Origin of the sequence: Stenotrophomonas sp. ZAC14D1_NAIMI4_1, from assembly GCF_003086775.1 — a bacterium.
Taxonomy (GTDB): domain Bacteria; phylum Pseudomonadota; class Gammaproteobacteria; order Xanthomonadales; family Xanthomonadaceae; genus Stenotrophomonas.
The window spans coordinates 3,740,779-3,766,030 of record NZ_CP026001.1 but is presented as its reverse complement, the minus strand read 5'-3'; the positions used below and the strand labels follow the sequence as shown (position 1 = coordinate 3,766,030).

Genomic DNA, 25,252 nt, shown 5'->3' with positions numbered 1-25,252 from the left:
CGTCGATGACGTGTGAAGTGACGCAATTTACCTAATACGGCGCCAACAGTGATGGCCCGCAGTGTTGAAACGTGACCAGCATCGCTCCGGCGCGCAGCACCGGAGCGATCCTGTTCAGGCTCAGGCCTTGCTGTCGAGGTGGCGCTGGTGCGCCTCGATCAGGATCTGCTTGGCCTCGGCCGCGCCACCCCAACCGTCCAGCTTGACCCACTTGCCCTTTTCCAGGTCCTTGTAGTGCTCGAAGAAGTGGCCGATGCGCTCCAGCCAGTGGCTGGACACCTGGGCGATGTCTTCGACATGGGCGTAGCCGCTGAAGATCTTCGAGACCGGCACGGCCAGGATCTTCTCGTCGCTGCCCGCTTCATCGCTCATCTTCAGCACGCCGACCGGACGGCAGCGCACGACCGAGCCCGGGACCAGCGGCAGCGGCAGCACCACCAGCACGTCGGCCGGGTCGCCATCGCCGCACAGGGTGCTCGGCACGTAGCCGTAGTTGCACGGGTAGCGCATCGGGGTCGACAGGATGCGGTCGACGAAGATCGCGCCGGTTTCCTTGTCCACTTCGTACTTCACCGGCTCCGAGTCCTTCGGGATCTCGATGATGACGTTGATTTCTTCCGGCGGGTTCTTGCCGGGCGAGACGAGTTCCAGACCCATGGTGTGCTCCAGGTGGGGGATGTGGACGGATAGCTGACCATTTTATGCCTTTGCCGGGCGCTGTGCAGGGTAGGGCAGCGCCGACCTTCGTAGTGGTCCCCGCCGGAGGTGCCGGAGCGGGGTTCCCCGATGGGGCCGGTGCGTGGGGCGGGGCAGGCTGTGGCTTCATTCCCGAGGAACGCCGCCATGACCTGGATACGCTGCTGTGGCCTTGCCGTCCTGTTGTCCGTTACCCCGCCGGCGCTTGCCGGCAGCCATGTCGATCTGATCGATTTCCCCACCAGCGAGGCCAACTGGGACCGCTTCTACGACCTGGAAGCTGCCCTGATGCAGGGGTTTGACCGGATCTGCGCCGATACGATCTGCGCCGGTGACTACACCAACTACCGGGTGATGCAGGTGCGCTGCGCGGTGCAGCGGCAGGCCGGCGTGGTCGACCGCTGCGCCTGGGTGGTGGCCGCCAGCGAGCTGCGCGTGCAGCCGGATACCGGCGAAGTGGAGGTGGACAATGGCCGCTGGGTCTGTCCTGTGGACCTGCAGCCGGGCGTACCGGTGGAAGAGTTCCACGCGGTGCTGTCGGGGCCGGACGGGGTGGAGGCGCCATTCCCCGGCCTGGGCCGGGGCCTGTTTGACGGTCTGCTGGGGTGCCTGCAGGGGCCAGGCAACCATGGGAGGGTGCAATGATGCGCGTCCTGGGATGGATGATCGGCCTGCCACTGTTCCTGGCGGGCGTGCCCGCCCTCGCCGGGGACCGTTACGTCGATGCGCGGCTGTATCCGGACCAGGGCAGTGGCTGGGAGCGCTTCCGCGGCGTTGAACGTGCACTGGTGGCCGGCTTCGACGACGTCTGCGGCGACACCTTCTGCGAAGGCGAGTACTACAACCTGCAGGCCATGCGCCTGCGCTGTTCGGTGGAGCGGGCCAGTGGCCAGGTGGCGGGTTGCACCTGGACGTTCGCGGGCAGCAACACCTCGGTGCTGGATGACGGCAGCATCGAGGTGGATCTGCGCAGTTATGCCTGCGTGCTGCCGCTGGCGGAGGGCACGCCCCTGGAGAGCCTGCTGCACGCGCTGGAAACGGTGCCGCCTCGGGATTCCATCGACGTGCCACTGCCCGGTGCCTCGACCAGTGTCTACGACGCGCTGGTCGATTGCCTGTAGGCCCGGCAATCGATGCAAACGTGACTGATTCGCATTTACGGAGTAGCATGCGCGCCGCCCCCGTCTGTCCCGTCCTCCGCGCATGCCTTCCAATGCCGCCACCCTCACCGAACTGCTGATCCGTGAACGGCCGGCGCTGCTGCGCCGGGTGCAGCGCATCCTCGGCGGCGACAGTGGTGCCGAGGATGTGATCCAGGCGGTCTGGTTCAAGGCGCGTGGTGTCGACAACCAGCAGTGCATCGACAACCCACGGGCCTACCTGTACCGCCTGGCGATCAACCTGGCCACCGACCATGGCCGCGAGTCGACGCGCCGCAACCGCCTGCTGGCCGAGCACTACCTGTGGCAGGAGGAGGACGAGGTGTCCACCGAGGATCAGGTGATGGCCCAGGATGAGCTGCAGCGGGTGCTGGATGCCGCCGGGCACCTGCCCGAGCCGACCCGCACCATCTTCCGCCTCAACCGGCTGCAGGGGCTGACCCAGGCCGAGATCGCCCGCCGCCTGGGAGTGTCGGTCACCACGGTGGAAAACCACGTGCGCAGCGCCCTGGCCCGGTTGGCCTGGGCCCGCGAGGGTCGATGATCAATCGCCCTTGGGGGCCGCTGCACGACGAACGTCTTGATCCACGGGCCGCAGTGCGGTTCCGTCCTTTCCACTGCGCCTGACCGCGCCCGCCTGCCAGCCGATGAGCCCGCACTCTCCTTCCAGCGCCCGCGCAGACGACCCCGTGGCCGAACAGGCCCGGGACTGGATCGTGTTCCTGGCGTCCGGCGAGCACAGCGATGCGCGCATGCAGGCGTTCGAGCAGTGGCTGGCGCAGCCAGGGCATCGTCGTGCCTTCGAGCACGAACGGCGCCTGTGGCGCAGCCTCGGCGCATCGCCGGTGGCAGCGGCCACAGCCGCAACGCTTCCAGTGGCGCGTGGGCGTGTGCGTTCCCGTCGCCGCCTGCACTGGGCCGCCGCCGCCGCTCTGGCGCTGCTGGTAACCGCCCCCGACGCCTGGCTGCGCCTGCAGGCCGACCATCGCAGCAACCACCAGGTGCAGGCGGTGCAGCTGCCCGACGGCAGCCGTGCGGTGCTCGATGCCGACAGCGCCATTGCCGTGCACTTCGATGCACGCGCCCGCCGTATCGAGCTGCTGCAGGGTCGCGCCTGGTTCGAGGTGACCCCGGATGCGCAGCGCCGCTTCAGCGTGGCCGCCGGCAATGGCGTGGTCGAAGACATCTCCACCGCGTTCACCGTCGCCCGCCATGACAGCACTGTGGAAACCGAAGTGGGGCAGGGACGGGTGCGCGTGGCCAACCCGATCGATGGCGGCTGGACCTACCTGCAGGTGGGGCAGCGCGCGATGTACGGCGCACACAGCGGCGTGACCCGCCTGGCGGACGTGGCTGCCGACCGCGTCGGCGCTTGGCGCCAGGGCGAGCTGCTGCTGGATGACGCCACGGTGGTCGATGCCGTGCAGGAGGTGGGCCGCTATCGCCGTGGCCCGACCTTCGTGCGCGGTGACCTGTCGCACCTGCCGGCAGTCAGCGCGGCCCTGCGCATCGACCAGCCGGAACAGGCGCTGGACACGCTGGCCGCGACCGCGGGCCTGCAGGTCACCCGCCTGCCCTTGGGCGTAGCCATCGTCCACCGGTAGATCCACGCCATGCGTGGATGAATCGGCCTTGGGGTTCCCCGCGCCCCATTCGTCCTACCAGCGAACGTACCCGCCGCCGCCACGTACGTCGTTGTGTCCGCGCCCCGCGCGGATGACGCCGCGCCCGCGGCTCCGTTCCCCTCACAGGTTTCCCATGTCCGACTTCCGTCGTCCGGGCCGCGCACCGCGCCCGTCCCGTCTGTGCATCGCCCTGCTCGCCGCTGGCCTGGCCGGCACCGCGCCGACCGTGCTGGCCCAGTCCAGCACCACCGCGCCCGCCGCGCTGCTGCGCTTCGACATTCCTGCCCAGCCGCTGGATGGCGCGCTGCGCGCCTACATGCGCCAGTCCGGCGTGCAGGTGGCCTATCCGGCCACGCTCGGCAACGGTGTCACCTCGCAGGCGGTCAGCGGCACGCTGTCGGCCAGTGATGCACTGTCGCGCCTGCTGCAGGGCAGCGGCCTGGTCGCGCGGCGGGTCGGCAGCGACGCGGTGACGCTGGAAGCGGCGCCGGCACAGGCTGGCAGCGGCGTCATCGTCACCGACACGCTGAGCGTGTCCGGCGAGCACATCGAAGGCGGTGCGGTCAGCGATGAAGCGCGCCTGCTCGACAGCTACCGCAGCGTCGGTTCCACCACCACGATCAACCGTACCCAGCTGGAACGCTTCCGCGGCACGTCCAACGGCGACATCGTCAAGGGCGTGGCCGGCGTCACTGCGGGCGATCCGCGCGTGGGCAACGGCTTCGACGTCAACATCCGCGGCATCCAGGGGCAGAGCCGCGTGCCGGTCATCATCGACGGCGGCCAGTCCAGCATGGACACCTACCGTGGCTACGCCGGCCAGTCGCAGCGCACCTACCTGGACCCTGACCTGATCTCGCGGCTGACCATCACCAAGGGCCCGAGCCTGCAGGCCAACGCCTCCGGCGGCATCGGTGGCGTGGTGGAAATGGAGACGTTGAACGTCGATGACGTCCTGCGCGAAGGCCGCGATGTCGGCGTACGCGTGCGTGGCGGCCTGGCCAACAACAGCGCCAACAACCTGCCGGGCTACGACGCCGCACCGCGCACCGACCGTGGCGCCAGTGGCAGCCAGTTCTTCAACGTCGCCGCCGCCGGCCATTGGGATCGCTTCGACCTGGTCGCCGCCTATGCGTATCGCGACAACGGCAACTACTTCGCGGGCAAGCACGGCTACGACGATTTTCCGCAGACGCGGCGCACGCTGGCACCGCTGAACCCGCCGCGCACGGAAGTGTTCAACACGTCCTCGCGGTCGAAGTCGGCGCTGCTCAAGGGCACCTGGCGCATCGATGATGTGCAGACCCTGGAGCTGGGCTACCGCCGCTATGAAGGCACGGCGGGCGAGATCATGGCCTCGCAGATCATCCGCGTGGACCGCGACCGCGTGCCGCAGTGGGACCCGGGCCACGTCGACATGGACAGCTACAGCGCGCGCTACCGCTTCAACCCGGACAGCGACAAGGTCGACCTGCGCATCAACGCCTGGTACACCGATACCGACAGCGTGATGTACAACAACCTGACCGGCATCACCCCGTGGTACTACGACCGCCGCACCGAGTGGTACGACGCACCGAGCTTCAGCGGCAACCCCGGCTACAAGGACGCCTACCGCAATCCGCTGCGGCAGAAGCGCTTCGGCCTGGACGCCAGCAACACCTCGATCTTCGAGACCGGCGCCGGCCGCTTCACCCTCGACTATGGCCTGGCCTACAGCGACGAGGACATCGCGCCGGGCAGCTCCGGCCCGATCATGCACGATGACCTGGTCAACAACCGCTTCCTGCGCAACGCCGAGCGCAAGGAATACAGTGCCGTGGCCTCGCTGAAGTGGGCGCCGGACGAGCATTGGGAAGTGCAGGCCGGTGGCCGCTGGAACCGCGTGGACGTGCACGACCGCAACCGCCTGGCCACCCCGGACAAGTACGAGGTACAGGGCCAGTACCGCTACACCGAACTGCTCAACGGCGACCCGAGCCTGCCGTCGTGGCGGGCCAAGCGCATCGCCCTGCTGAACTGGTACCCCGATGCCAACGGCAACTTCACCCAGGACTCGCTGCTGGCCTCGCCCTACGAGCGCGGTACCGTGGCCGACATCGGCGGCTGGAACTTCTACGACGCCGATGATGCCGAAGACCTGGAAGTGCCGGTCAGCTGGACCTGGTCCAAGCCGATCCGCCGCCGCGACAGCGCCTTCTCGCCGACCGCCAGCGTCGCCTTCCGCTTCAGCGAAGACAGCATGGTCTACCTGAAGTACGCCGAAGGCACCAAGCTGCCGAGCCTGTTCGAGACCACCCTGGGGCTGTTCACCGCGGCCAAACCGGTGGCCGAACTCAAGCCCGAACGTGCGCGCAGCTGGGAACTGGGCGCCAGCACCATCCGCCACGACCTGTTCATCGCCGGTGACCGCCTGGCGCTGAAGCTGGCCTACTTCGATACCCGCATCGACGACCTGATCACCCGCGATTACCGCACGCTGTCGGCCGGCCTGATCCGCAACGTCGACCAGTTCAAGGTGTCGGGCCTGGAGTTCCAGTCCAGCTATGACAGCGGCAAGCTGTTCGCCGACCTGTCGGCGCACTACTACTTCAAGGCCAAGACCTGCGCACCGGACATCGCCGCCGAGCGTCGCGCCTATGGCGTGCAGCGCAGGATCGAGGAACTGGCCAACACGCCCGACTGCGTCGATGGTGGATTCGAGGGTTCGTACTCGAACACGCAGAACCCGCCGCGCTACATGGTCAACCTGACCGTCGGTTCGCGCCTGTTCGACGAGCGGCTGACCTTCGGTACCCGCGTGGTCCACAACGCCGGCCCGATCAGCAAGCTGGACAAGGAATGGAACGTCGGCCTGTCGGCGATCCAGCAGCTGTACCGGCCGACCACCCTGGTGGACGTGTTCGCCAGCTGGAGCTTCAACGACCAGCTGTCGGTGGAAGCCAACGTCGACAACCTGACCGACCGCTACTACCTGGACCCGCTGGCCCTGGGCGTGATGCCGGCCCCGGGCCGCACCGCGCGCCTGGCGTTGACCTGGAAGTACTGACCGGCCATCCACGCATGGCGTGGATCTACTGAAAAACCGGGGTCGGATCCCTTTCCAGCGGAAAGGGCTCCGACCCCGGCAGGGCTGCAGGGCGCGCTTACCGCCCGGTCGCGGCCTTCACCGCGTCTTCGTGCAGCGCTTCATTCAGTTCGTCCACCACGGTGCTCCAGGCTGCATCGGCCTGCAGCGATTCGGCCAGGAACTGGCGCTGCGCATCGCTCCAGTACGCGGCATCGGCCACTTCCACGCCGTTGGCCAGCTGGTGGCCGGCGATGAACCCGGCAATGGCCTCGGCGCTGGCGTCCAGGCCCAGCTGCAGGAACAGGTTGGTCATGCTCGGTTCGGTGGTGATCATCGGATGCTGCCTGGAGGGGAAAGGTAAGCTGCATTATCGGCGCATGCCGCCTTGGGGGAACCCCCTCGTGGCACGTCTCATGATCGACGCTTCCCCCTGGCACCCCCCGATGACCGCGACAACTTCCCCCGACGACAGCCGCAGCGTGCGCCTGAAGGCCGCCACCCGTGACAGCCATGGCGCGCTCGACAAGCGCATCATGGCCGGCGACATCTTCGCCGACCGTGGCAACTTCGCCCGCTTCCTGCGCGTGCAGTACCGTTTCCACCGCAGCATTGATGCGCTCTATGCCAGCCCCGCACTGGACGCACTGCTGCCGGCCCTGCACGAACGCCGCCGCCTGCAGCAGGTGCGCAACGACCTGCAGGATCTCGAGCAGACCCTGCCGGGCCAGGACATCGCGCCGTTGGCTGCGGACCTGCCGCTGCCGGCCGCGCTGGGCTGGCTGTACGTGGCCGAAGGCTCCAACCTGGGCGGCACGGTGCTGTACAAGATGGCCGCCGCGCTGGGCCTGGACCGTGATTTCGGCGCCCGCCACCTGGCGGCACACCCCGATGGCGCCGCCCGCCACTGGCGCGAGTTCACGGCGGCGCTGGACGCGGTGCCGCTGTCGGCCGAGCAGGAACAGCAGGTGATCGATGCCGCCGACGCTGCCTTCCGCAGCGTGCATGGCCATGTCGAAGTGGAATTCGGCGCATGAGCGGCCATCGCTGATGCGCTGGCTCTGGTTCGCGCTGGGCTGGCTGATGGTCGGCCTGGGCGTGATCGGTGCGTTGTTGCCGGTGATGCCCACCACCATTTTCCTGATCCTGGCGGTGGGCTGCTTCGCCCGTAGTTCGCCGAAGTTCGAGCAGCGCCTGCTGGCCCATCCGCGCTATGGCCCCTCGCTGCGCCTGTGGCGCGAGCAGGGGGCGGTGTCGGGCAAGGGCAAGGCGTTCGCCAGCGCCGGCATGGCGGTGGGCTTCGCGCTGTTCTGCTGGGGCGCGCATCCGTCCTGGCGGCTGCTGCTGGGCGTGGGCCTGTTCTTTGCGGCCAGCGCCGGCTACGTCCTGAGCCGGCCAGCGCCCCGGCTCGATCCCACCCCGCTGGTGGAAGTGGACGATGCCGAACCCCGCGCGGCCCGCCGCCGCGCGTCTCCTCATGATTCTGATGGAAACCCCGACGATGCTGCCTGCTGACCTGGCGCCCCTGGCCACTTCCGCCCTGACCCCGTGGGGCATGTACCTGGCCGCCGACGTGGTGGTCAAAGCCGTGATGATCTTGCTTGCCGTCGCTTCGCTGGCCACCTGGACCGTGCTGCTGGCCAAGGGCTGGGAGCTGTCGCGGCAGGCGCGCGCGCTGCGTGCGGCCCGCGCGCGGCTGCTGGAGGCGCCAAGCCTGCCCGCCGGCGATGTGGATGCTGCGCTGGCCGAAGGCACTGCGGCGGCGATGCTGGAGGCGGCACGCAGCGAACTGCGCCTGTCGCAGGACCTGGCGTGCCGCGACGGCATCAAGGAACGCGTCGCCTCACGCCTGGACCGGCTGGAACTGGACACCGCACGCGTGCAGCGGCGCGGCATCGGCGTACTCGCCAGCATCGGTGCGGTGGCGCCGTTCGTGGGCCTGTTCGGCACCGTGTGGGGCATCATGAACAGCTTCATCGGCATCGCCCACAGCAACACCACCAACCTGGCCGTGGTTGCACCGGGCATCGCCGAGGCGTTGCTGGCCACCGCTCTGGGCCTGGTCGCGGCGATTCCTGCCGTGCTGGTCTACAACCACTTCAGCCGCGTGCTGGCTGGCCTGCGTGGCCTGCTGGGTGATCTGTCGGCGGCGGTGCAGCAGCTGGTTTCGCGCGATCTGGACCGTGCCGCTGCGCGTGCCCCGGCCAGTGCACTGCGTGCGGTGCACTGAATGGCGATCAGGACCGCATCCGACCGCGACGACACGCCCGAAGAAGCGCACGAGATCAATGTCACGCCCTTCATCGACGTGATGCTGGTGCTGCTGATCATCTTCATGGTGGCCGCGCCACTGGCCACCGTGTCGGTACCGGTGCAGCTGCCGGCCAGCAGCGCGCAGGCCACGCCCAGCGATCAGGCACCGGTGTACGTGACCGTGCAGGCCGACCTGTCACTGCGCGTGGGCGAAATGCCGGTCGCGCGCGACGGGCTGTCCGCTGCGCTGCAGGCGGCCACGCACGGCGATGCGGAGCAGCGCATCTACCTGCGCGCCGACCAGCGCGTGCCTTATGGCGAGTTGATGGCCACCCTCGATGCACTGCGTGCGGCGGGTTACCTGAAGGTGGCCCTGGTTGGCCTGGAGCAGGGCGCACGATGAGCACGCTGCGGCGCTGGGCGACCAGCCTGGCGATCGTGCTGCTGGCACACGCGGTGCTGGCCAGCGCCGTGTGGTGGTGGCATGCGCGCGCGACACCGGCGCCCACGGCAGCGCCACCGGCCGCGCTGATGCTGGAGCTGGCACCGACCGTGCAGGCGCCACCGGCACCGCCACGCGCGCTGCCGACCGGGCCGCTGCAGCAGGAACAGCAGCGCCGCGAGACCACGCCGCAACCGCCGCCCGTGCCCAAGGTGCCGCCGCAGCCGCAGGGGGATCTGCCGCCGAAGCCGCAGGTGCCGGCCAGCACGGCGCAGGACAGCGCGGACGCCAATGTCGAGCGCAGCACCGCACCGCCGGAGGTTCCCGCCGACGTTGCCACGCGATACGCCGCGCAGCAGACCACCGCTGGCGAGCGCAGCCGCGCCAACGCCACCTGGCAGGGCCTGTTGCTGGGCCACCTGCAGCAGCACCGGCGCTACCCGCGCCAGTCCGAGCGCCTGCGCCAGCAGGGCGTGGTGTATGTGCGGTTTGCCGTGTACCGCGACGGGCGCGTGTCCGCCGCGCGCATCGAGCGCGGCAGTGGCTTCGCGTTGCTGGACCAGGAAACCCTGGAAACCGTGCAGCGCGCCAGCCCGGTTCCGGTGCCGCCGGCCGAAGTGGCCGGCGACCCGGTGGAAGTGATGGTGCCCGTGGCGTTCCACCTGCGCGGCCGCTGATCCCGCCCGGCCTGCCATCCACGCATGGCGTGGATCTACAGCAGCGGCACCAGCAGCAGCGCCACGATGTTGATGATCTTGATCAGCGGATTGATGGCTGGGCCGGCGGTGTCCTTGTACGGGTCACCGACGGTGTCACCGGTCACCGCGGCTTTGTGCGCCTCGCTGCCCTTGCCGCCGAAGTGGCCATCCTCGATGTACTTCTTGGCGTTGTCCCAGGCGCCGCCGCCGGTGGTCATTGAAATGGCCACGAACAGGCCGGTGACGATCGTGCCGATCAGCAGGCCGCCCAGCGCGCGCGGCCCCAGCAGCAGGCCCACCACCACCGGCACGGCCACCGGCAACAGCGAAGGCACGATCATTTCGCGGATGGCCGAGCGGGTCAGCATGTCCACGGCCCTGTCGTACTGCGGCTTGGCGGTGCCCTGCATGATGCCGGGGATCTCGCGGAACTGGCGGCGTACTTCCTCCACCACCGCACCGGCCGCGCGGCCGACGGCTTCCATCGCCATCGCACCGAACAGGTAGGGAATCAGGCCGCCGATCAGCAGGCCGATGATCACCGTGTGGTCGCTGAGGTCGAAGCGGAACTCCTGGCCGGGGTTGGCCGTCTGCAGGTTGTGGGTGTAATCGGCAAACAGCACCAGCGCGGCCAGCGCCGCCGAACCGATCGCATAGCCCTTGGTCACCGCCTTGGTGGTGTTGCCCACCGCATCGAGCGGGTCGGTGATGTCGCGGATGTCCGAGGGCAGCTCAGCCATCTCGGCGATGCCGCCGGCGTTGTCGGTGATCGGTCCGTAGGCATCCAGCGCTACGATCATGCCGGCCATCGACAGCATCGCGGTGGCGGCGATGGCGATGCCGTACAGGCCGGCCAGCGCATACGCACCCCAGATCGCCGCACACACGGCGACCACGGGCAGGGCGGTGGACTTCATCGAAATGCCGAGGCCGGCGATGATGTTGGTGCCGTGGCCGGTGGTCGAGGCCTGCGCCACGTGCTGCACCGGCTTGTACTGCGTGCCGGTGTAGTACTCGGTGATCCACACGATCAGGCCGGTCAGCACCAGGCCGATCAGTGCGCAGCCATACAGCGCCATCGGGCCATGCACGTTGTCGTTCATCAGCCCGGTGGTGATCGGGTAGAACGCGATGGCGGCCAGCACGCCGGAGACGATCACGCCCTTGTACAGCGCGCCCATGATCGAGCCGCCCGGCTTCACCTTGACGAACAGTGCGCCGATGATCGAAGCGATGATCGACACCCCGCCCAGCACCAGCGGGTAAAGCACCGCATTGGCACCGGCTTCGCTCAGCATCAGGCTGCCCAGCAGCATCGTGGCGATGACGGTGACCGCGTAGGTCTCGAACAGGTCGGCAGCCATGCCGGCGCAGTCGCCGACATTGTCACCGACGTTGTCGGCGATCACTGCCGGGTTGCGCGGGTCGTCCTCGGGAATGCCGGCTTCCACCTTCCCCACCAGGTCGGCGCCGACGTCAGCGCCCTTGGTGAAGATGCCGCCCCCCAGGCGCGCGAAGATCGAGATGAGCGAAGAACCGAAGGCCAGGCCGACCAGCGCGTGCAGCGCCTGTTCCATCGGCAGCCCCATGCGCAGCAGCAGTGCGTAGTAGCCGGCCACGCCCAACAGGCCCAGGCCGACCACCAGCATGCCGGTGATGGCACCGCCGCGGAAGGCCACGTCCATCGCCGCGCTGATGCCGTTGCGTGCGGCCTCGGCGGTGCGCACGTTGGCGCGGACCGAGACATTCATGCCGATGTAGCCGGCCGCACCGGACAGGACCGCACCGACAGCGAAACCAATGGCGGTGTACCAGCTGAGGAACACGCCGACCAGCACGAACAGCACCACGCCGGCCACGCCGATGGTCAGGTACTGGCGGTTGAGGTAGGCACGCGCGCCTTCCTGGATCGCGGTGGCGATCGCGATCATGCGTTCATTGCCGGTGGGTTGGCGCAGGATCCAGCGCGCCGAGATGATCCCGTAGAGGATCGCGAGAATGGCGCAGCCCAGCGCCAGTGACAGCCCATGACGTTCCAGCATCAGACCCCTCCGCAGAATGGATGGTGAGCATCCAGTGGCGATGAACGGCACCACGAGGGGGACGACGGGTTGCAGCCTGGAACCAACCCGTGCCGACCGGAACGGTCGTCCGACGTATGGCGGTGTTCAGCATTCCCTGGTGCCCGCAGTATGCGTCCCGGCTCTTGTAGAGTCGAGCCATGCTCGACTTGCCCCTTCGCGCCATCCTTTGCACCCCGTTAAGCCACGCTCTGCAAGCCTGCGCACAGTCCTGACGGAGATTCCCCATGCGCCTGTCCCTGCTGATGCTTGCCGCCCTGGTGCCGGCCATGCCCGTGCTGGCCGCGGAAACGCCTGAACTGCAGCGGGCGGTCGGTGCCCCGCAGGCGGTGGGCGCCGTGCACACCCTGCGGCAGATTCCCGAGGCCTGCGCGCGGCTGGAAGGCGTGTTCACCGGCCAGGCCGCCGAGCCGTACCGCTTCTCCGCCGTGCGTACCAGCGAACAGTGCCAGCCGCGCGCCCGCTTCGTTGATTACGTCAAGGCACAGCCCAGTGCCGACAAGGGCTGGAAGCTCAACGACGTGATCCGCGTGCCGAATGCCGCCTGCCCGGCACAGCAGGCAGTGGTGCGGGTGTGGCGCCTGCCGGTCAACAATACCCAGGCGCTGGATGGCCAGGGCCAGTCGCGCATCTACCTGGAAGAGGCAAAGAAGCAGGCCGCCGCCGGCAAGATTCCGCAGGTGACGATGTTCGCCGCGCAGCTGCAGGTGGAAGGCAAGGCCTGTAATTGATACAGGTGGGTGCCGGCCATCGGTGAGTTATCGGTGGGTGCCGACCGTTGGTCGGCACCGATGTCGGCACCCGTGTTTCATCCACGCATGGCGTGGATCTACTCCCCGGCCAGCTTCGCCCCGCGCGCAACCAGCAGCTCGCGCAGTGCCGTGCGGTGGCAGTGCGCCTCGTCTTCGCAGTAGCACCCCACGGCGATGTCGCTGTGCTGCGACAGCGCCGCCAGCAGATCCAGTGCATGCGCCGCATCGGGCGCCTTCATTTCGGCCTTGTAGTGGCGGAAGAAGGCATTCCAGTCCGCCGCGGTCGTCGCCCCGTGGGCCTGTTTCACCAGCTCCGGGCTGGGGGCCAGGGTCGGAAACCAGACGTCATACCAGTCCTGCCGGGCGAATTCACTGCGCGCCACGCCACGTGGCGGCCGCCGCACCGTGCCGATGCGCAGGCCCTCACCGGGCGTGCGCGGGCTGCCAAGACGGACCACATGCAGGGCCATGCTGTTTCTCCTTGCGCAGGACCGCATCTTCGCGCCCGTGACGTGCCGCAGGCGTGAACCGGGCCGCAAACAGAAGGCCCGGGCACTTGCGCGCCCGGGCCTTCGGTCATGCGATGCCGGCGGCGGTCAGTTGCCGCGGCAGTCCTTCAGCCACAGCACGCGGCCGATCTGGTCGTAGTTGTCGACCACGCCGGTCAGCGTCACCTTCTCGCGCGGGCGCAGGGACAGCGCATAAGCGGTCTGGTTGGCAGCGAACGAGCAGGAGATGGCCACGCGCTCGAAATCGATGCTGCCATCGCTGGGCAGGTCGAAGGTGGTGTTGTAGGTGCCTCCGCTCTTCAGCACCGAGGCGATGCGGCCGGTGATGACGTAGGTCTTGCCCTTGTAGCGCGGCTCGATCGCAGCGGGGTTGTCCTTGTTCTGGTTGCGCAGCTGGAAGCCGAAGCGGTCGGCGGCAATGGTCACTGCCGATGCCTGCGGCGTGGCCTTGGCAGCCTGGTCACCGGCCTTGCCCGGCTTGACCTGGTTGAGCAGCTTGCACATCTCGGTACGGACGCCGTCAGCCGAGGCGATGGCCCCCTTGTTGACCTTCACCACCATGGCAACGGTGCCCTGGCCGCCTTCGGAGGTGGCGCTGATGATCATCGGGATCGGCTTGTGCGCCATGCTCTCCGGTTCTTCGATCAGCATCGAACCGCCTTCGATGTCCTCGCTCAGCACGTCCATGTTGGCGTTCTTGGCGATGACCCGCATCTGGCCGATGGCGCTGGCCACGCTCAGGTCCGGGTGGCTGACCGACGAAGTGAAGGTGGTGCCGGTGAAGGGGTTGCCCTTCTTCTGGAAGTTGGCTTCGCAGGTCGCGGCGAACGCGGGCGCGGCAGCCGTGCACAGCAGCACGGCGAGGAAGGTCTGGCGCTTCATGGATACAGTCCTTGTGGTGTGGCACTACGCGCCCGCAGGAGCGGGCGACAGACGGGTTGGCACGCATCGGCCCCTTGCCCCGGGCCGGGCCCCGATTGTGGGCTGCTTCTCAGATCGCCGCAATCCAACCAGCAAGGGCCCTTTCCGCTGGAAAGAGCCCTTGGCTGCAAGTTGTGACGTGGATCAACCTTCGAAGGCGGCCAGCTTCTGCTTCACCGCCACGTTCTTGAGGGTGACGTACTTCGGCAGGCCGTCGCTGCCGTAGGGCAGGGGGGCTTCGCCCTTGATCAGCGGCGACAGATAGGCGCGCGCCTTGGCGGTGATGCCGAAACCATCGCGGCGGATGAAGCTGGCGGGCATCTTCTTCTCGTGGTTGGCGATCTTCGCCAGCGGCGCGGCCTCGATCTTCCAGCGGTAGGGTGCATCGCTGCTGCGCACGATCACCGGCATCACCCCGTTCTGGCCCTTCAGTGCCAGCTGCACGGCCGCCTTGCCCACCGCCTGCGCCTGTTCCCAGTCGGTCTTGCTGGCCAGGTGCCGGGCCGAGCGCTGCAGGTAATCGGGCAGGGCCCAGTGCACCTTGAGGCCCAGCTGGTCCTTGACCCGGCCCGCCAGGTGCGCGGCGACGCCGCCCAGCTGCGAATGGCCGAAGGAGTCCTTGCTGCCGCCGGCATCGGCGACGAAGCGGCCGTCGGCGGTGGCGATGCCTTCGGAGGCCACCACCACGCAGTAGCCGACGCGCTCGACCACGGCCTTGACCTTGGCCAGGAAGGTGGCCTCGTCATAGGCACGCTCGGGCAGCAGGATGATGTGCGGGGCCTCGTCCTCGCCGTTGCCGGCCAGGCCCGCGGCGGCGGCCAGCCAGCCGGCATGGCGGCCCATTGCTTCGTAGATGAAGACGCGGGTGGAGGTCTCGGCCATCGCCGCCACGTCCAGCGCGGCCTCGCGCACGGAAACCGCGGTGTACTTGGCCGCCGAGCCGAAGCCCGGGCAGGTGTCGGTCACGGCCAGGTCGTTGTCGATGGTCTTGGGTACGCCGATGCAGGTCAGGTCGTAGCCGGAGGCCTTGGCCAGCAGCGAGACCTTCAGCGCGGTGTCGGCCGAGTCGTTGCCGCCGTTGTAGAGGAACCAGCGCACGTCGTGGGCGCGCAGTACCTCCAGCAGGCGGTCGTAACGGGCCCGGTCGGCCTCCAGCGATTTCAGCTTGACCCGGCACGACCCGAAGGCGCCGCCCGGGGTGTGGGCCAGGGCGCGGATGGCGGCGGCACTCTCCTTGCTGGTGTCGATCAGCTCCTCGCGCAGGGCGCCGAGGATGCCGTTGCGGGCGGCCAGGACCTTGATGCCCTTGGCCCGGGCCTGCTCGATGACCGCCGCTGCGGTGGCGTTGATGACCGCCGTGACGCCGCCGGACTGGGCGTAGAGGAGGGTACCGTTGCGCATGCTTCTACCTGCTCGGTGAGGGGGACATTGCAGTGACATTACCCGTATGCGCTAAAGTGGCGCTATTGCGGTGCAGCGATACCGGTCCGTCCGGGGCGCGAACTTTCTTTGTTTTCAACACGTTGGAGTCAGGTCAATGCGATTGGTTCTGTTGGGACCGCCCGGTTCGGGCAAGGGGACGCAGGCGACGCGCCTGAAGGAAAAGCTGGGCATCGCCCATATTTCGACCGGTGACATGCTGCGCGCGGAAATCGCCGCGGGCTCGGAGCTGGGCAAGCAGGCCAAGGCGGTGATGGATGCCGGCAACCTGGTGTCCGACGACATCCTGCTGGGCATGCTGGAGTCGCGCCTGACCCAGGCCGATGTCGCCAAGGGCTTCATCCTGGACGGCTACCCGCGCAATGTGGCCCAGGCCAATGCGATGGACGGCCTGCTGGCCAAGATCGGCCAGCCGCTGGATGCCGTGGTGCAGCTGGACGTGGCCACCGAGCTGCTGGTCGAGCGCATCGCCGGCCGCGCCCAGGAACAGGGCCGCGCCGACGACAACCCGGAAGCGGTGCGCCAGCGCCTGCAGGTCTACAACGACCAGACCGCCCCGGTGGTCGACTTCTACGCCGGCCGTGGCACCTTGGCCCGCGTCGATGGCGTCGGTGACCTGGACGAGATCGAAGCCCGCATCCTGGCGGCGATCAAGGGCTGATGGCGGTCGGCCGGCCCTGTGCCGGCCACCGTGCAGCCACGACGAAACAGGCCTGGTCCTTGCGGACCAGGCCTGTTTCGTTTCATAGGTGCCAGCGATGAGCTTGCTCAGGGCTCCGCAGCATGAGCTCCCTTGGGGATGGCCTCTTGGGGAGTAGGACCGGTTCGGGTACTACGGCTGGCTTCCTGAATTGTGTACGGGTTCACATACCCGCGCTATCGGGAATTCCCTGACAGACGATTGGAGTTTTCTCACAACCGGTGTAGGAGTTGTCTGACCCCATTGCAGACAATGGCCCTATACAGCCGTGATCGGTCACAATCCCCGGTCATGAGCAGCGTACATATCCTTGCAATCGCCGGCACCTTCATGGGTGGCGTGGCCGCCCTGGCACGGGAACTGGGCCACACGGTCAGCGGCAGCGACCAGGCCATCTATCCGCCGATGTCCACCCAGCTGGAGCAGCTGGGCATCGCCCTGGACCAGGGCTACCGCGCCGACAGCGTGCCGCCGGGCACCGCCGAGGTGGTGATCGGCAACGCCCTGTCGCGCGGCAATCCGGCCGTGGAAGCCGTGCTCGATGCCGGCCAGCGCTATATCTCCGGCGCCCAGTGGCTGTCCGAGCAGGTCCTGCCGGGTCGCGACACGCTGGCCGTGGCCGGCACCCACGGCAAGACCACCACCACGACCATCCTCACCTGGCTGCTGGAAAGCGCCGGGCGCTCGCCGGGCTTCCTGATCGGTGGCGTGGCCGAGGATTTCGGCGTCTCCGCCCGCCTGGGCCAGGGCCGCGAGTTCGTGGTCGAGGCCGATGAGTACGACACCGCCTTCTTCGACAAGCGCAGCAAGTTCGTGCACTACCGGCCGCTGGTGGCCATCCTCAACAACCTCGAATACGACCACGCCGACATCTTCCCGGACGTGGAGGCCATCGAGCGCCAGTTCCACCACCTGGTGCGCACGGTGCCCGCGCGTGGCCGCCTGATCGTCAATGGCGAGGACGCGCACCTGGCCAAGGTGCTGCAGATGGGCTGCTGGACCCCGGTCGAGCGCTTCGGTTTCGACCCGGCGCTGGAATGGCATGCCGAGCTGCTGGCCGCCGATGGCAGCGCGTTCCGCGTGCATCACCGTGGGCAAGCGCTGGGCGATGTGCACTGGTCACTGCTGGGCCGCCACAACGTGCTCAATGGCCTGGCCGCGCTGGCCGCCGCACATGCGGTGGGCGTGGCCCCCGCCGAGGTGATCCCCGCGCTGGCGCGCTTCCGCAGCGTCAAGCGCCGCATGGAAGTGATCGGCAGCCACGACGGCATCACCGTCTACGATGATTTCGCCCACCACCCCACGGCGATCGCGACCACGCTCGAAGGCCTGCGTGCCAAGGTCGGCGACGCGCGTATCGTGGTGGCGATGGAGCCGCGCAGCAATTCGATGCGGCTGGGTGCGCACGCGCAGGCGCTGGCGCCGTCGCTGGGACTGGCCGACGAAGTGGTGTTCCTGCACCGGCCGGAACTGGCCTGGGATGCCGCAGCGGTGATCGCTGCCGTGCGTGGCCAGGCCCATGCCGTGCCGGACACCGACGCGTTGCTGGCGCAGCTGCAGTCCAGCGCGCGCAGCGGTGACCACGTGGTGTTCATGTCCAACGGTGGCTTCGACGGCGCTCCGCGCCGCTTCCTCGCCGCCCTGCAGGCCCGATGAGTACCGACGTTTCGCTGCCGCTGTTCCCGCTGCACACCACGCTGGTGCCCGGCGCGGCGGTTGGCCTGCGCGTGTTCGAGCGCCGCTACCTCGACCTGGTGCGTGACACCGGCCGCAGCGGCGAGGGCTTCGGCGTCTGCCTGATCCTGGAAGGGCAGGAAGTGGGGGAGCCGGCCACCCCGGCCGCCTACGGCGTGCAGGTGCGCATCGAGGATTTCGATGTCGGTGCCGATGGCGTGCTGCAGCTGCGCCTGCGCGGCACCCGTCGCTTCCATGTCGAGCGTACCCGCGTGCGCGACAACGGCCTGGTCGTGGCCGATGTGCGCTGGTGCGAAGAAGACCCCGATGACGAACTGAAGCCGCAGCACGCGCTGCTGGCCACGGTGCTGGGGCACATCATCGAGCAGGCGGGCGAGGCGTATGCGCCGGCGAACCCGGCGCTGCTGGACCAGGCCAGCTGGGTCGGCTGGCGGCTGGCCGAACTGCTGCCGCTGGGCGAGCAGCAGCGCCTGCAGCTGCTGCAGATGGACGACCCGCACCAGCGCCTGCAGCAGTTGCTGGGCTGGATGCCGTAACAGCCATCCACGCGTGGCGTGGATCTACGCCGCCGGGCATGGCCCGGCGCTACCCCTCCGCGTTCCGGTAGCGCCGGGCCACGCCCGGCGGATCCATCACGGCGTGGTCCGCGTTCCGGTAGCGCCGCCGGGCATGGCCCGGCGGGTCCATCACGGCTGAGTCTTCAACCGCAGCACCGGCAACCCGGTCTCGGCATGCACGTCCTCGTGCTGCGGCATGCCCTGCACGGCGTCCTTCACCGCATTGAACGCGGGGTCGATGCCACGCACCGGATGCCACATCCCTATCCACTCGAAGTGACGCTCGTAGCGCAGGGTCTGTGCACTGCCCAGCCACAGCGGCACGTCGCCCGGCTGCAGCTGGCCCGGTGCCTGCCACAGGCGCAGCACGTAACGCTCGTCCGGCTTTGCGCCCTGGCGCACCATCAGCAGGGCCTCCACGCGCGTTTCCAACGTGGCCGGCAGCACCGGCAGTTCGTCGGCGCCGGTGTTCTTGTCCAGCATCAGCAGCGCTTCTTCCCAGCCGGCCTGCGCCTGCACGGTCCAGCCGCGCGCCTGCAGCTGTGCCTGCAACGGCGCCAGCGGGCCGGCCACCTGCACGTCCAGCGGCCAGCGCTGGTCATCGTCGAACTCGTTGCGGCGCGCCGGCAGCTTGGCCCAGTCATGCTGCCACCAGGCCTGCATGTCGATCGCAGTGGGTGCCGGCAGGGTCGGTTCGAAGCGTTCCAGCTTCACCGGGATGTTGCGCGGCGCGTACCACATGGCCGCGACCGCGAAGACGCCGTAGAACAGCCACGCCACCGGCTTCACCCAGAACGAGCGGTTGAAGCGGCGGCGGTAGGCGATGCCCAGCACCAGCAGCCAGAACGTGCCGAACAGCATCCCGCCGATGACGTCGCTCAGCCAGTGCGCGCCCAGGTACAGGCGTGAGAAGCCGATCAGGCTGACCACGATGCCCGAGACGAGGTACGGCCAGACGCGGGTACGGCCGGGCATCTCGCGGGCGATCAGCACCGCGAAGAAGCCGAAGGTGATGGTGGCCATGGTCACCGACACCGAGGGGAAGCCGAAGCCGCTGCTGGCATCGACCGGGCGCACCACGTCAACGGTGGTGCCCAGGAGCTTGGTCAGGGCCAGGCCGAAGGCCAGTGCGGCCAGCCAGTGCGCGGCGGCCATCCAGCGTCGGCGCCACACCAGGTAGCCCATGGCCGCGGCGGTGGCCGGCATCAGCACCTGCCACGCGCCCAGCGAGGCCAGTGCCGCCATCGGGTAGTCGGCCAGCGGGTTGCGCAGGGCCAGCATGGCCTGGTGCACCAGCAGGTCGATGGCCAGCGGTTCGCCATGGGCGACCACCACGGTCAGCAGCGCGAACCAGCCCCAGCCCAGCAACAGCAGCATCAGCGCCAGCATCGCCAGCGGTACCGATTCACGACGCTTGGGGTCGAGCACGCCCACCGTGTAGCGGCCCAGCGTGGGGTGGCGGTTGGACCAGTCCAGCAGGCGCGCCAGCCAGTGGTCCATGCGCGCAGCCGACCAGCGGTAGCCGTACAGCACGATGGCCCAGACCAGGCCCAGGATGACCATCAGCAGGCCGACCACCACCACCAGGCGTCCAGCAACAGCGGCAACCGCGTCATACGCCTCGCCCAGGATCCAGCCCGGGGCCAGGAACAGCACCGCCCAGGACAGGCTGGCGATGCCGCTGGCCTGCACGTAGCGGCTGGCCGGCATCTTCAGCATGCCGGCGATGGCCGGCACGAACGGCCGGATGGCGCCGACATAGCGCGCGATCAGGATGCTCTTGAAGGCATTGCGGCGGAACAGGTTCTCGCCACGGTCCAGCAGCTGCGGGTAGCGGCTGAACGGCCAGACCCCACGCAGGCGGTCGCCCCAGCGGCGGCCGATCCAATAGCTGATGCCATCACCGGCAAACGCACCCAGCGCCGCCGCGGCCACGGCATACGGCCCGGAGATCTGCCCCAGGCCGATGAACACGCCCACTGCGAACAGCAGGGGCAGCGCCGGCACGATGGCACCGAGAATGATGACCGCATCGCAGAAGGCGATCAGAAAAATAACCGCGCCCGCGAGTACGGGATGGGCGGCAATCCACGCGAGGGTGGCGTCGATCCATGAAGAGTCCATTGCCCGATTATAGAGGCGTGAAGGTGACTGGTTCCCAGCGGCTTGGTGACCGTTTGCAACCAGCGCCATCGCCTAGAATGGGCGCATGCCGCACTCGACCGACGCTCCAACGCATGCCCTGAAGGCCGACAGCTTCGGCCGCATCCTGCTCGTGCAGGGGCCGCAGGGCCCCTTCGTGCGTCGTGACCTGGGCGCAACGCCGCTGTGGTTGCGCGTGCCAGCGTGGTGGCTGGCCCGCCGCGAAGCACGCGCGCTGCGGCATATCCACGGCATGGCCGACGTGCCGCAGCTGCTGGACTGGGATGGCCGCCACCTCGATCGCAGCTTCATGGCCGGCGATGCCATGTACCAGCGCCCGCCGCGGGGTGACCTCGCCTGGTTCCGTGCTGCGCGCCGGCTGCTGCAGCAACTGCACCGGCGGGGCGTGGCCCACAACGACCTGGCCAAGGAGGCCAACTGGCTGGTGACCGAGGACGGCCGCCCGGCGCTGATCGATTTCCAGCTGGCGGTGATCGGCAACCCGCGCTCGCGCTGGATGCGCCTGCTCGCCCGCGAAGACCTGCGCCACCTGCTCAAGCACAAGCGCATGTACTGCCGCGAGTCGCTCACCCCGGTGGAGAAGCGCGTGCTCAAGCGCACCTCGTGGGTACGCGAGCTGTGGTTCGCCACCGGCAAGCCGGTCTACCGCTTTGTCACCCGCCGCATCCTGCATTGGGAAGACAACGAAGGGCAGGGGCCGAAGCCGTGAGTCCATCGCAGGTGGTGACCGCGCCGCCGAGTGCGGCCAGCGTGCTGCGCGCGCAGCTGCCTGGTGCCGGCTTCGTGCACGCCTGCCAGGCTCGCACCCGGCGCGATGGCCGCAGCGCGCTGCAGGCCTACCGCGATATGGCCGCGACCATTCCCGGCTGGTTCGATGGCCTGATGGCGCTGCGCAACCGCGGCATGCGCCTGCTCGGCATGAAGGACCTGGGTTCGTTGCGCGCCGTGCAGGAGACCGAAGCGCCGCAGCCGGGCCAGCGGCTGGGCATCTTCACCCTGCAGTCGCTGGATGAGGACGCCATCGTGCTGGAAGACAACGACCGCCATCTGCGTGTGCAGCTGGCGCTGCAGTGGCAGGGCGATGTGCTGGAAGTGGCCACGGTGGTGCATACCCACAATGCGTTCGGGCGGGTCTACATGCTGCCGGTGGCGCCGGTGCATCGATGGATCGTGCCGCATCTGCTGCGCAGGCAGGTGCAGGCCTACGACTGAAGACGGGATGTGTTGCGAAGCGTCGAGCCGGCCCGCGTGGTGCGGGCGCGCATGCGGACGCAAGGGGACGGCGTGAATCAAATCATTGTCTGGCAGGGCCGCGCGGTCCAGGAGGGGTAGGGGGTGTCAGTCCGTGCAAAGCAGAAGTGGGACATCGGAAGCGTCTTTCTGCTTCCGCTTGAGGATGGCGATTCGTGTGTTGGCCAGGTGATCGGGCGTGAGGCGCACGTTCTGAATAGTGCGGTGATTGCGCTGTTTGATTTCAAAGGTGCCTGGGCCGATGGAAATATTCCTTCGCTGGGATTGGATGGCTTGTTTTCGGCACTTTTTGTAACCCGCGACCTGCTGGATTCAGGTCGTTGGAAGGTGATCGATGTTCGTGACACTGGTGGCGTGGTCGAAGCGGCCCCCTATGAGACGCTGCGCAGGAGCGGATTCATCGGCGCCAAAGTTCGAGGCTCGGGTATCGTGGAAGAGTTTGTAAATGCCTTCTACGGTCTTGCGCCTTGGGATGATTGGTATGTGCCGGACTATCTTGATGCCTTTTTGATTTCGGCTAGCAAGAAACCGACTGATCATCTTGTGTACTCGGGAAGGCACGCTGTATAGATGAAGGGGGTGCCTGTGCATCGATGGCTGGATGACTCATCAAGGAAGATCGCGTGAGGGGGGCGTCTGGTTCATGGCTGTTCTGCTGTGCGGAGTGTTGATTGCCTGCAAGGGCAGCATGCACGGCAACGTCGCTGTCCCGTATCCTGACCGCTGCGCCCATCGCCGGAATCCGCAAGCTGATATCCGTCGCAGCAGATCATGACGTTGCAGACGGCGGGCTGCCCTCGGGCGTTGAGGTCACCTACCCGGTCATGGCCGTGGACGCGCTGTAAAAAATCCAAAGCCGGATGAGGTGATCCATGCTGGTTGGTTTGAAAAAGATCCATAGGCTGCTCCCAATGGTCCTTCTGTTGGGGGCCGTTGAGTCGACTGCGCAGGTTGCCGCTGAAGGTGGAGGGCGGTGTCAGGATCTGACAGGTGCGTACGAGGGAGTTCAGTACTGCCAGATTCCGATCCATGCGCTCCTCGCCAACTCGGTCGATTACAGAAACAGGAACGTTGCAGTGTTTGGTTATCTTCTTCATGGAGAGGAAGGTGGGGATGTCCTTGGGCCGTCAGCCGATGCTCTCCGTCGCATTGATTTCATCGCATGTGCGGCGGTGGACCTTGATGGTGTGAGATACGAGGATTCTTCAGACGTGCTCGAGCCGGGAATATACTTTGCAATGGTGCAGGGGGTTTACGTTGATGGGGCGGTGAATGGCGCTTGCGTAGGGTCCATTGAACGACCGATCATTTCGAGAGTATCGAAAGTTGAAGAGGCGGATTGAGTGGCGTTGCGCATGCAGGGAGTGGGCAAGCCTCCATGCTCGGTAGCTTGCCCGATGGTTGATGTTCGGGTGAGTCGCGTTTGCCGGTCAGCGCAGGCATTGATGCCGCCGGAAAGGTGGGGGCGATGATTGATTTTGATGAATCGGCTGATGTTGCGAAAACGCTTGCCTGGTACATGAGCAGTTTCTTCGAAGGCTGTGAAGAGGGCTTTGTTGCGGACTTCATGGTTTTCTGTTGGCAGACCCTTGATCCAGGGAGTGTCGCAGCCACGGATCTGCGCGGCGATCTTTTCGATGCCTGCGCTGGGCAGCTCCGCGAACTTCTGCAGTCGGTTGAAGAAACCTGCGGGCCGTGGAGTCCGCCTGCCTTCTGGAAGCGCTACATCGAGTGGGCTGACTACGCGACCCTGTTCAGCATCGAAGATCAAAGGGAATTCGCGCAGCATGATCCCGGCTATATCGAGCCCGCGTTCTCCGTGTTCGCGTTCACCGGAGGGCAGGAGATGCGGGCAGAGGCGATGACCGTGCTCGCCGGTTGTGCGGCTTCCAGCACCAAGCGGGCATCGTATGTGAGGTCTGTCATCGAAAGCCGCCTTCGCGTCGAAGCATTTGCGGTCCGCACGCGTTGATTTCAGCACCAGGCAATTGATCGGGGTGATGTATGTGGTACTGCGCACATGCCATTTTTTACTACGAATGCGAAGGGCAGGAGTCGTTCCTGGTGCATGAGAACGTCTACCTGATCCGCGCGGACAGCGACGAGCAGGCGCTGGCGGATGCAACGGCTCTGGCCTCCGAGTACGAGGATCTGAGCGGCCGCCTGATGGGGGACGACGGCAAGCCATCCCTCTACCGGTTCGCCGGAATCCGCAAGCTGATATCAGTGGAGACTGACGAGCACACTGCTGAGGGACGCCTGCACTCCGGTGTGGAAGTAACGTACTCGGTCATGGCCGTGGACACGCTGGACCAGGTGCAGCGTCTTGCCGGCGGTGATGCCCTCGACGTTCTGTACCAGGAATAGACCAAGGCCGCCGGGCATGGCCCGGCGCTACCTCAAGGGCACGCTCCGGTTCGGTAGCGCCGGGCCATGCCCGGCGGGCACGCAACGTTCCGGTATCACGGCGCCGCCGGCACCACCTGCTGGCCGATGAAGTTGCGCTTTCCATCGAAGTCATAGCCGATCTGCAGCTGGCCGACATCCGGGCAGGCATGGCAGTCGCGCAGCGGCGTGCGGTACAGCAGGCGGATGCCGCCGCCATCGAGCGGTGCAGTACCGGCCGCCTGTGCGGGTGCGAACGGCGTGGCCTGCGGATGCGCGGCCAGCACCGCCTGCACGCCCGGGTCGGCGCGCAGGGTGTCGTCCAGCTGCACCGCGTCGACATCGATGCGCTTGCCAGCGGCATCCACCAGTCGCGTGCCTTCGTTGGTGTTGGCGCGGAACGGGTATTCCACCGTAGCCACGCCCAGGCCATCGTGTTCATGCCAGGCCGTCACGTAGGCCAGCTCGCCGCCGGTGGACAGCTGCTCGGCAGCGGCGACGGCATCGGCGCTCGCACCGGCGGACTTCATCGTTTCAGCCAGGCACGCGCGCGTGGCGTTGTTCTCGCCCTGGCGGCACGCATTGAGGTCGCCATCCCAGACCACCGACTCGCTCCAGCGCAGTGAACCATCGGCCGCCTTGTTGGCGGCAGGCGCATCGCCCGTGGCGGGTTCGGTGCCGGGTTCAGGCGAACGGCCCTGGCAGGCGGTGAGCAGGGCCAGGCCCAGGGCAGGCAGCAGCAGGCGGGAACGGCGCATGGCGTATACCTCGTGCGTGTGACCGGGGCGCCAGTATCGTCAACGCGCGGTGAACTCCGCGTCGGCGCGGCATACTAGCGGCTCATCGCATACGCTGGA

Annotated in this window: 28 protein-coding genes; 20 read left to right on the top strand and 8 right to left on the bottom strand. The window is 67.6% G+C overall.

The genetic code is table 11. The features are described 5' to 3' along the window. Positions 1-120: 120 nt before the first annotated feature. Positions 121-657 carry an inorganic diphosphatase gene (gene ppa / locus C1927_RS17290; protein WP_005410935.1) on the bottom strand — a complete coding sequence of 179 codons (537 nt, stop codon included), beginning with the start codon at positions 655-657 and terminating at the stop codon, positions 121-123. A 186-nt stretch (positions 658-843) separates the two neighbouring features. On the opposite strand from ppa, the gene C1927_RS17285 reads away from it, so the two are divergent. The 5 genes from C1927_RS17285 to C1927_RS17265 all read left to right on the top strand — a co-directional run bounded on the left by C1927_RS17285 (position 844) and on the right by C1927_RS17265 (position 6,530). After that, a complete protein-coding gene (locus C1927_RS17285) occupies positions 844-1,341 on the top strand; it encodes a hypothetical protein (RefSeq protein ID WP_079223136.1) in 498 nt (165 codons plus the stop codon). Beyond that, complete coding sequence (locus C1927_RS17280; protein ID WP_079225364.1) at positions 1,341-1,817, top strand: hypothetical protein; 477 nt, start codon at positions 1,341-1,343, stop codon at positions 1,815-1,817. Before C1927_RS17285 ends, C1927_RS17280 begins: the two co-directional genes overlap by 1 nt. 82 nt (positions 1,818-1,899) lie before the next feature. Beyond that, the gene (locus tag C1927_RS17275) at positions 1,900-2,400 is read left to right on the top strand and encodes an RNA polymerase sigma factor (RefSeq protein WP_079223135.1); all 501 of its coding nucleotides are present in this window, start codon (positions 1,900-1,902) and stop codon (positions 2,398-2,400) included. A 103-nt stretch (positions 2,401-2,503) separates the two neighbouring features. Further along, positions 2,504-3,460, top strand: coding sequence for a FecR domain-containing protein (locus C1927_RS17270; RefSeq protein ID WP_108747316.1), 957 nt, complete (start codon positions 2,504-2,506; stop codon positions 3,458-3,460). 154 nt (positions 3,461-3,614) lie between these two features. After that, complete coding sequence (locus C1927_RS17265; protein ID WP_108747315.1) at positions 3,615-6,530, top strand: TonB-dependent receptor; 2,916 nt, start codon at positions 3,615-3,617, stop codon at positions 6,528-6,530. A 97-nt stretch (positions 6,531-6,627) separates the two neighbouring features. Here C1927_RS17265 and C1927_RS17260 read toward each other — a convergent pair whose 3' ends face one another. After that, a complete protein-coding gene (locus C1927_RS17260) occupies positions 6,628-6,885 on the bottom strand; it encodes a DUF2789 domain-containing protein (protein WP_079223132.1) in 258 nt (85 codons plus the stop codon). Positions 6,886-6,994: 109 nt separating this feature from the next. Between C1927_RS17260 and C1927_RS17255 the strand changes: the two genes are divergently transcribed. From C1927_RS17255 to C1927_RS17235, 5 genes are read left to right on the top strand one after another with little or no spacing between them, the layout of a single operon-like run. Continuing rightward, a complete protein-coding gene (locus C1927_RS17255) occupies positions 6,995-7,585 on the top strand; it encodes a biliverdin-producing heme oxygenase (protein WP_079223131.1) in 591 nt (196 codons plus the stop codon). 13 nt (positions 7,586-7,598) lie between these two features. Next, positions 7,599-8,063 (top strand): YbaN family protein, encoded by a 465-nt coding sequence (locus C1927_RS17250; protein WP_079223130.1) that lies wholly within the window; start codon positions 7,599-7,601, stop codon positions 8,061-8,063. Next, the gene (exbB, locus tag C1927_RS17245; RefSeq protein WP_079223129.1) at positions 8,050-8,778 is read left to right on the top strand and encodes a tonB-system energizer ExbB; all 729 of its coding nucleotides are present in this window, start codon (positions 8,050-8,052) and stop codon (positions 8,776-8,778) included. The genes C1927_RS17250 and exbB overlap by 14 nt, the downstream gene beginning before the upstream one ends. Continuing rightward, on the top strand, positions 8,779-9,204 hold the full coding sequence (gene exbD, locus C1927_RS17240) for a TonB system transport protein ExbD (protein ID WP_079223128.1): 426 nt from the start codon (positions 8,779-8,781) through the stop codon (positions 9,202-9,204). After that, entirely contained in the window at positions 9,201-9,920 is a 720-nt protein-coding gene (locus C1927_RS17235) for an energy transducer TonB (RefSeq protein ID WP_079223126.1), read from the top strand. Before exbD ends, C1927_RS17235 begins: the two co-directional genes overlap by 4 nt. Positions 9,921-9,955: 35 nt before the next feature. Here the strand turns inward: C1927_RS17235 and C1927_RS17230 are convergent, their stop codons facing one another. Next, positions 9,956-11,983 carry a sodium-translocating pyrophosphatase gene (locus C1927_RS17230; protein ID WP_079223124.1) on the bottom strand — a complete coding sequence of 676 codons (2,028 nt, stop codon included), beginning with the start codon at positions 11,981-11,983 and terminating at the stop codon, positions 9,956-9,958. A 266-nt stretch (positions 11,984-12,249) separates the two neighbouring features. Between C1927_RS17230 and C1927_RS17225 the strand changes: the two genes are divergently transcribed. After that, complete coding sequence (locus C1927_RS17225) at positions 12,250-12,753, top strand: hypothetical protein (protein ID WP_108747314.1); 504 nt, start codon at positions 12,250-12,252, stop codon at positions 12,751-12,753. A 98-nt stretch (positions 12,754-12,851) separates the two neighbouring features. Here C1927_RS17225 and C1927_RS17220 read toward each other — a convergent pair whose 3' ends face one another. From C1927_RS17220 to C1927_RS17210, 3 genes are all read right to left on the bottom strand, one after another. Further along, positions 12,852-13,244 (bottom strand): DUF488 family protein, encoded by a 393-nt coding sequence (locus tag C1927_RS17220; RefSeq protein ID WP_079223120.1) that lies wholly within the window; start codon positions 13,242-13,244, stop codon positions 12,852-12,854. 126 nt (positions 13,245-13,370) lie between these two features. Further along, positions 13,371-14,165, bottom strand: a complete 795-nt coding sequence (locus tag C1927_RS17215) for a hypothetical protein (RefSeq protein ID WP_079223118.1) — start codon at positions 14,163-14,165, stop codon at positions 13,371-13,373. Positions 14,166-14,348: 183 nt separating this feature from the next. Then, complete coding sequence (locus C1927_RS17210; RefSeq protein ID WP_079223116.1) at positions 14,349-15,605, bottom strand: 6-phosphofructokinase; 1,257 nt, start codon at positions 15,603-15,605, stop codon at positions 14,349-14,351. A gap of 136 nt (positions 15,606-15,741) precedes the next feature. Here C1927_RS17210 and C1927_RS17205 point away from each other — a divergent pair, with 136 nt between their 5' ends. From C1927_RS17205 to C1927_RS17195, 3 genes are all read left to right on the top strand, one after another. After that, positions 15,742-16,305 carry an adenylate kinase gene (locus tag C1927_RS17205; RefSeq protein WP_079223114.1) on the top strand — a complete coding sequence of 188 codons (564 nt, stop codon included), beginning with the start codon at positions 15,742-15,744 and terminating at the stop codon, positions 16,303-16,305. 330 nt (positions 16,306-16,635) lie between these two features. Further along, positions 16,636-18,000: a UDP-N-acetylmuramate:L-alanyl-gamma-D-glutamyl-meso-diaminopimelate ligase gene (mpl, locus tag C1927_RS17200; RefSeq protein WP_108747313.1), complete on the top strand. Its 1,365-nt coding sequence runs from the start codon at positions 16,636-16,638 to the stop codon at positions 17,998-18,000. Next, positions 17,997-18,575 (top strand): LON peptidase substrate-binding domain-containing protein, encoded by a 579-nt coding sequence (locus C1927_RS17195; RefSeq protein ID WP_079223110.1) that lies wholly within the window; start codon positions 17,997-17,999, stop codon positions 18,573-18,575. The genes mpl and C1927_RS17195 overlap by 4 nt, the downstream gene beginning before the upstream one ends. 150 nt (positions 18,576-18,725) lie before the next feature. On the opposite strand, the gene C1927_RS17190 is transcribed toward C1927_RS17195, so the two are convergent. Continuing rightward, complete coding sequence (locus C1927_RS17190) at positions 18,726-20,720, bottom strand: bifunctional DedA family/phosphatase PAP2 family protein (protein WP_108747312.1); 1,995 nt, start codon at positions 20,718-20,720, stop codon at positions 18,726-18,728. An 85-nt stretch (positions 20,721-20,805) separates the two neighbouring features. Here C1927_RS17190 and C1927_RS17185 point away from each other — a divergent pair, with 85 nt between their 5' ends. The 6 genes from C1927_RS17185 (at position 20,806) to C1927_RS17165 (ending at position 24,377) form a co-directional block, all read left to right on the top strand. Further along, positions 20,806-21,468 carry a serine/threonine-protein kinase gene (locus C1927_RS17185; RefSeq protein WP_108747311.1) on the top strand — a complete coding sequence of 221 codons (663 nt, stop codon included), beginning with the start codon at positions 20,806-20,808 and terminating at the stop codon, positions 21,466-21,468. Further along, positions 21,465-21,971, top strand: a complete 507-nt coding sequence (locus tag C1927_RS17180; protein ID WP_079223106.1) for a DUF2867 domain-containing protein — start codon at positions 21,465-21,467, stop codon at positions 21,969-21,971. Before C1927_RS17185 ends, C1927_RS17180 begins: the two co-directional genes overlap by 4 nt. 123 nt (positions 21,972-22,094) lie before the next feature. Then, positions 22,095-22,580 carry a hypothetical protein gene (locus tag C1927_RS21470; RefSeq protein ID WP_152027114.1) on the top strand — a complete coding sequence of 162 codons (486 nt, stop codon included), beginning with the start codon at positions 22,095-22,097 and terminating at the stop codon, positions 22,578-22,580. Positions 22,581-22,882: 302 nt separating this feature from the next. Continuing rightward, on the top strand, positions 22,883-23,353 hold the full coding sequence (locus tag C1927_RS21465) for a hypothetical protein (RefSeq protein ID WP_159095167.1): 471 nt from the start codon (positions 22,883-22,885) through the stop codon (positions 23,351-23,353). Between the two features lie 125 nt (positions 23,354-23,478). Then, positions 23,479-23,982: a hypothetical protein gene (locus tag C1927_RS17170; RefSeq protein ID WP_108747310.1), complete on the top strand. Its 504-nt coding sequence runs from the start codon at positions 23,479-23,481 to the stop codon at positions 23,980-23,982. A 32-nt stretch (positions 23,983-24,014) separates the two neighbouring features. Next, positions 24,015-24,377, top strand: coding sequence for a DUF4288 domain-containing protein (locus C1927_RS17165; protein ID WP_108747309.1), 363 nt, complete (start codon positions 24,015-24,017; stop codon positions 24,375-24,377). Positions 24,378-24,472: 95 nt separating this feature from the next. On the opposite strand, the gene C1927_RS17160 is transcribed toward C1927_RS17165, so the two are convergent. After that, positions 24,473-25,153 carry a hypothetical protein gene (locus C1927_RS17160; RefSeq protein ID WP_108747308.1) on the bottom strand — a complete coding sequence of 227 codons (681 nt, stop codon included), beginning with the start codon at positions 25,151-25,153 and terminating at the stop codon, positions 24,473-24,475. Between the last annotated feature and the right edge of the window lie 99 nt (positions 25,154-25,252).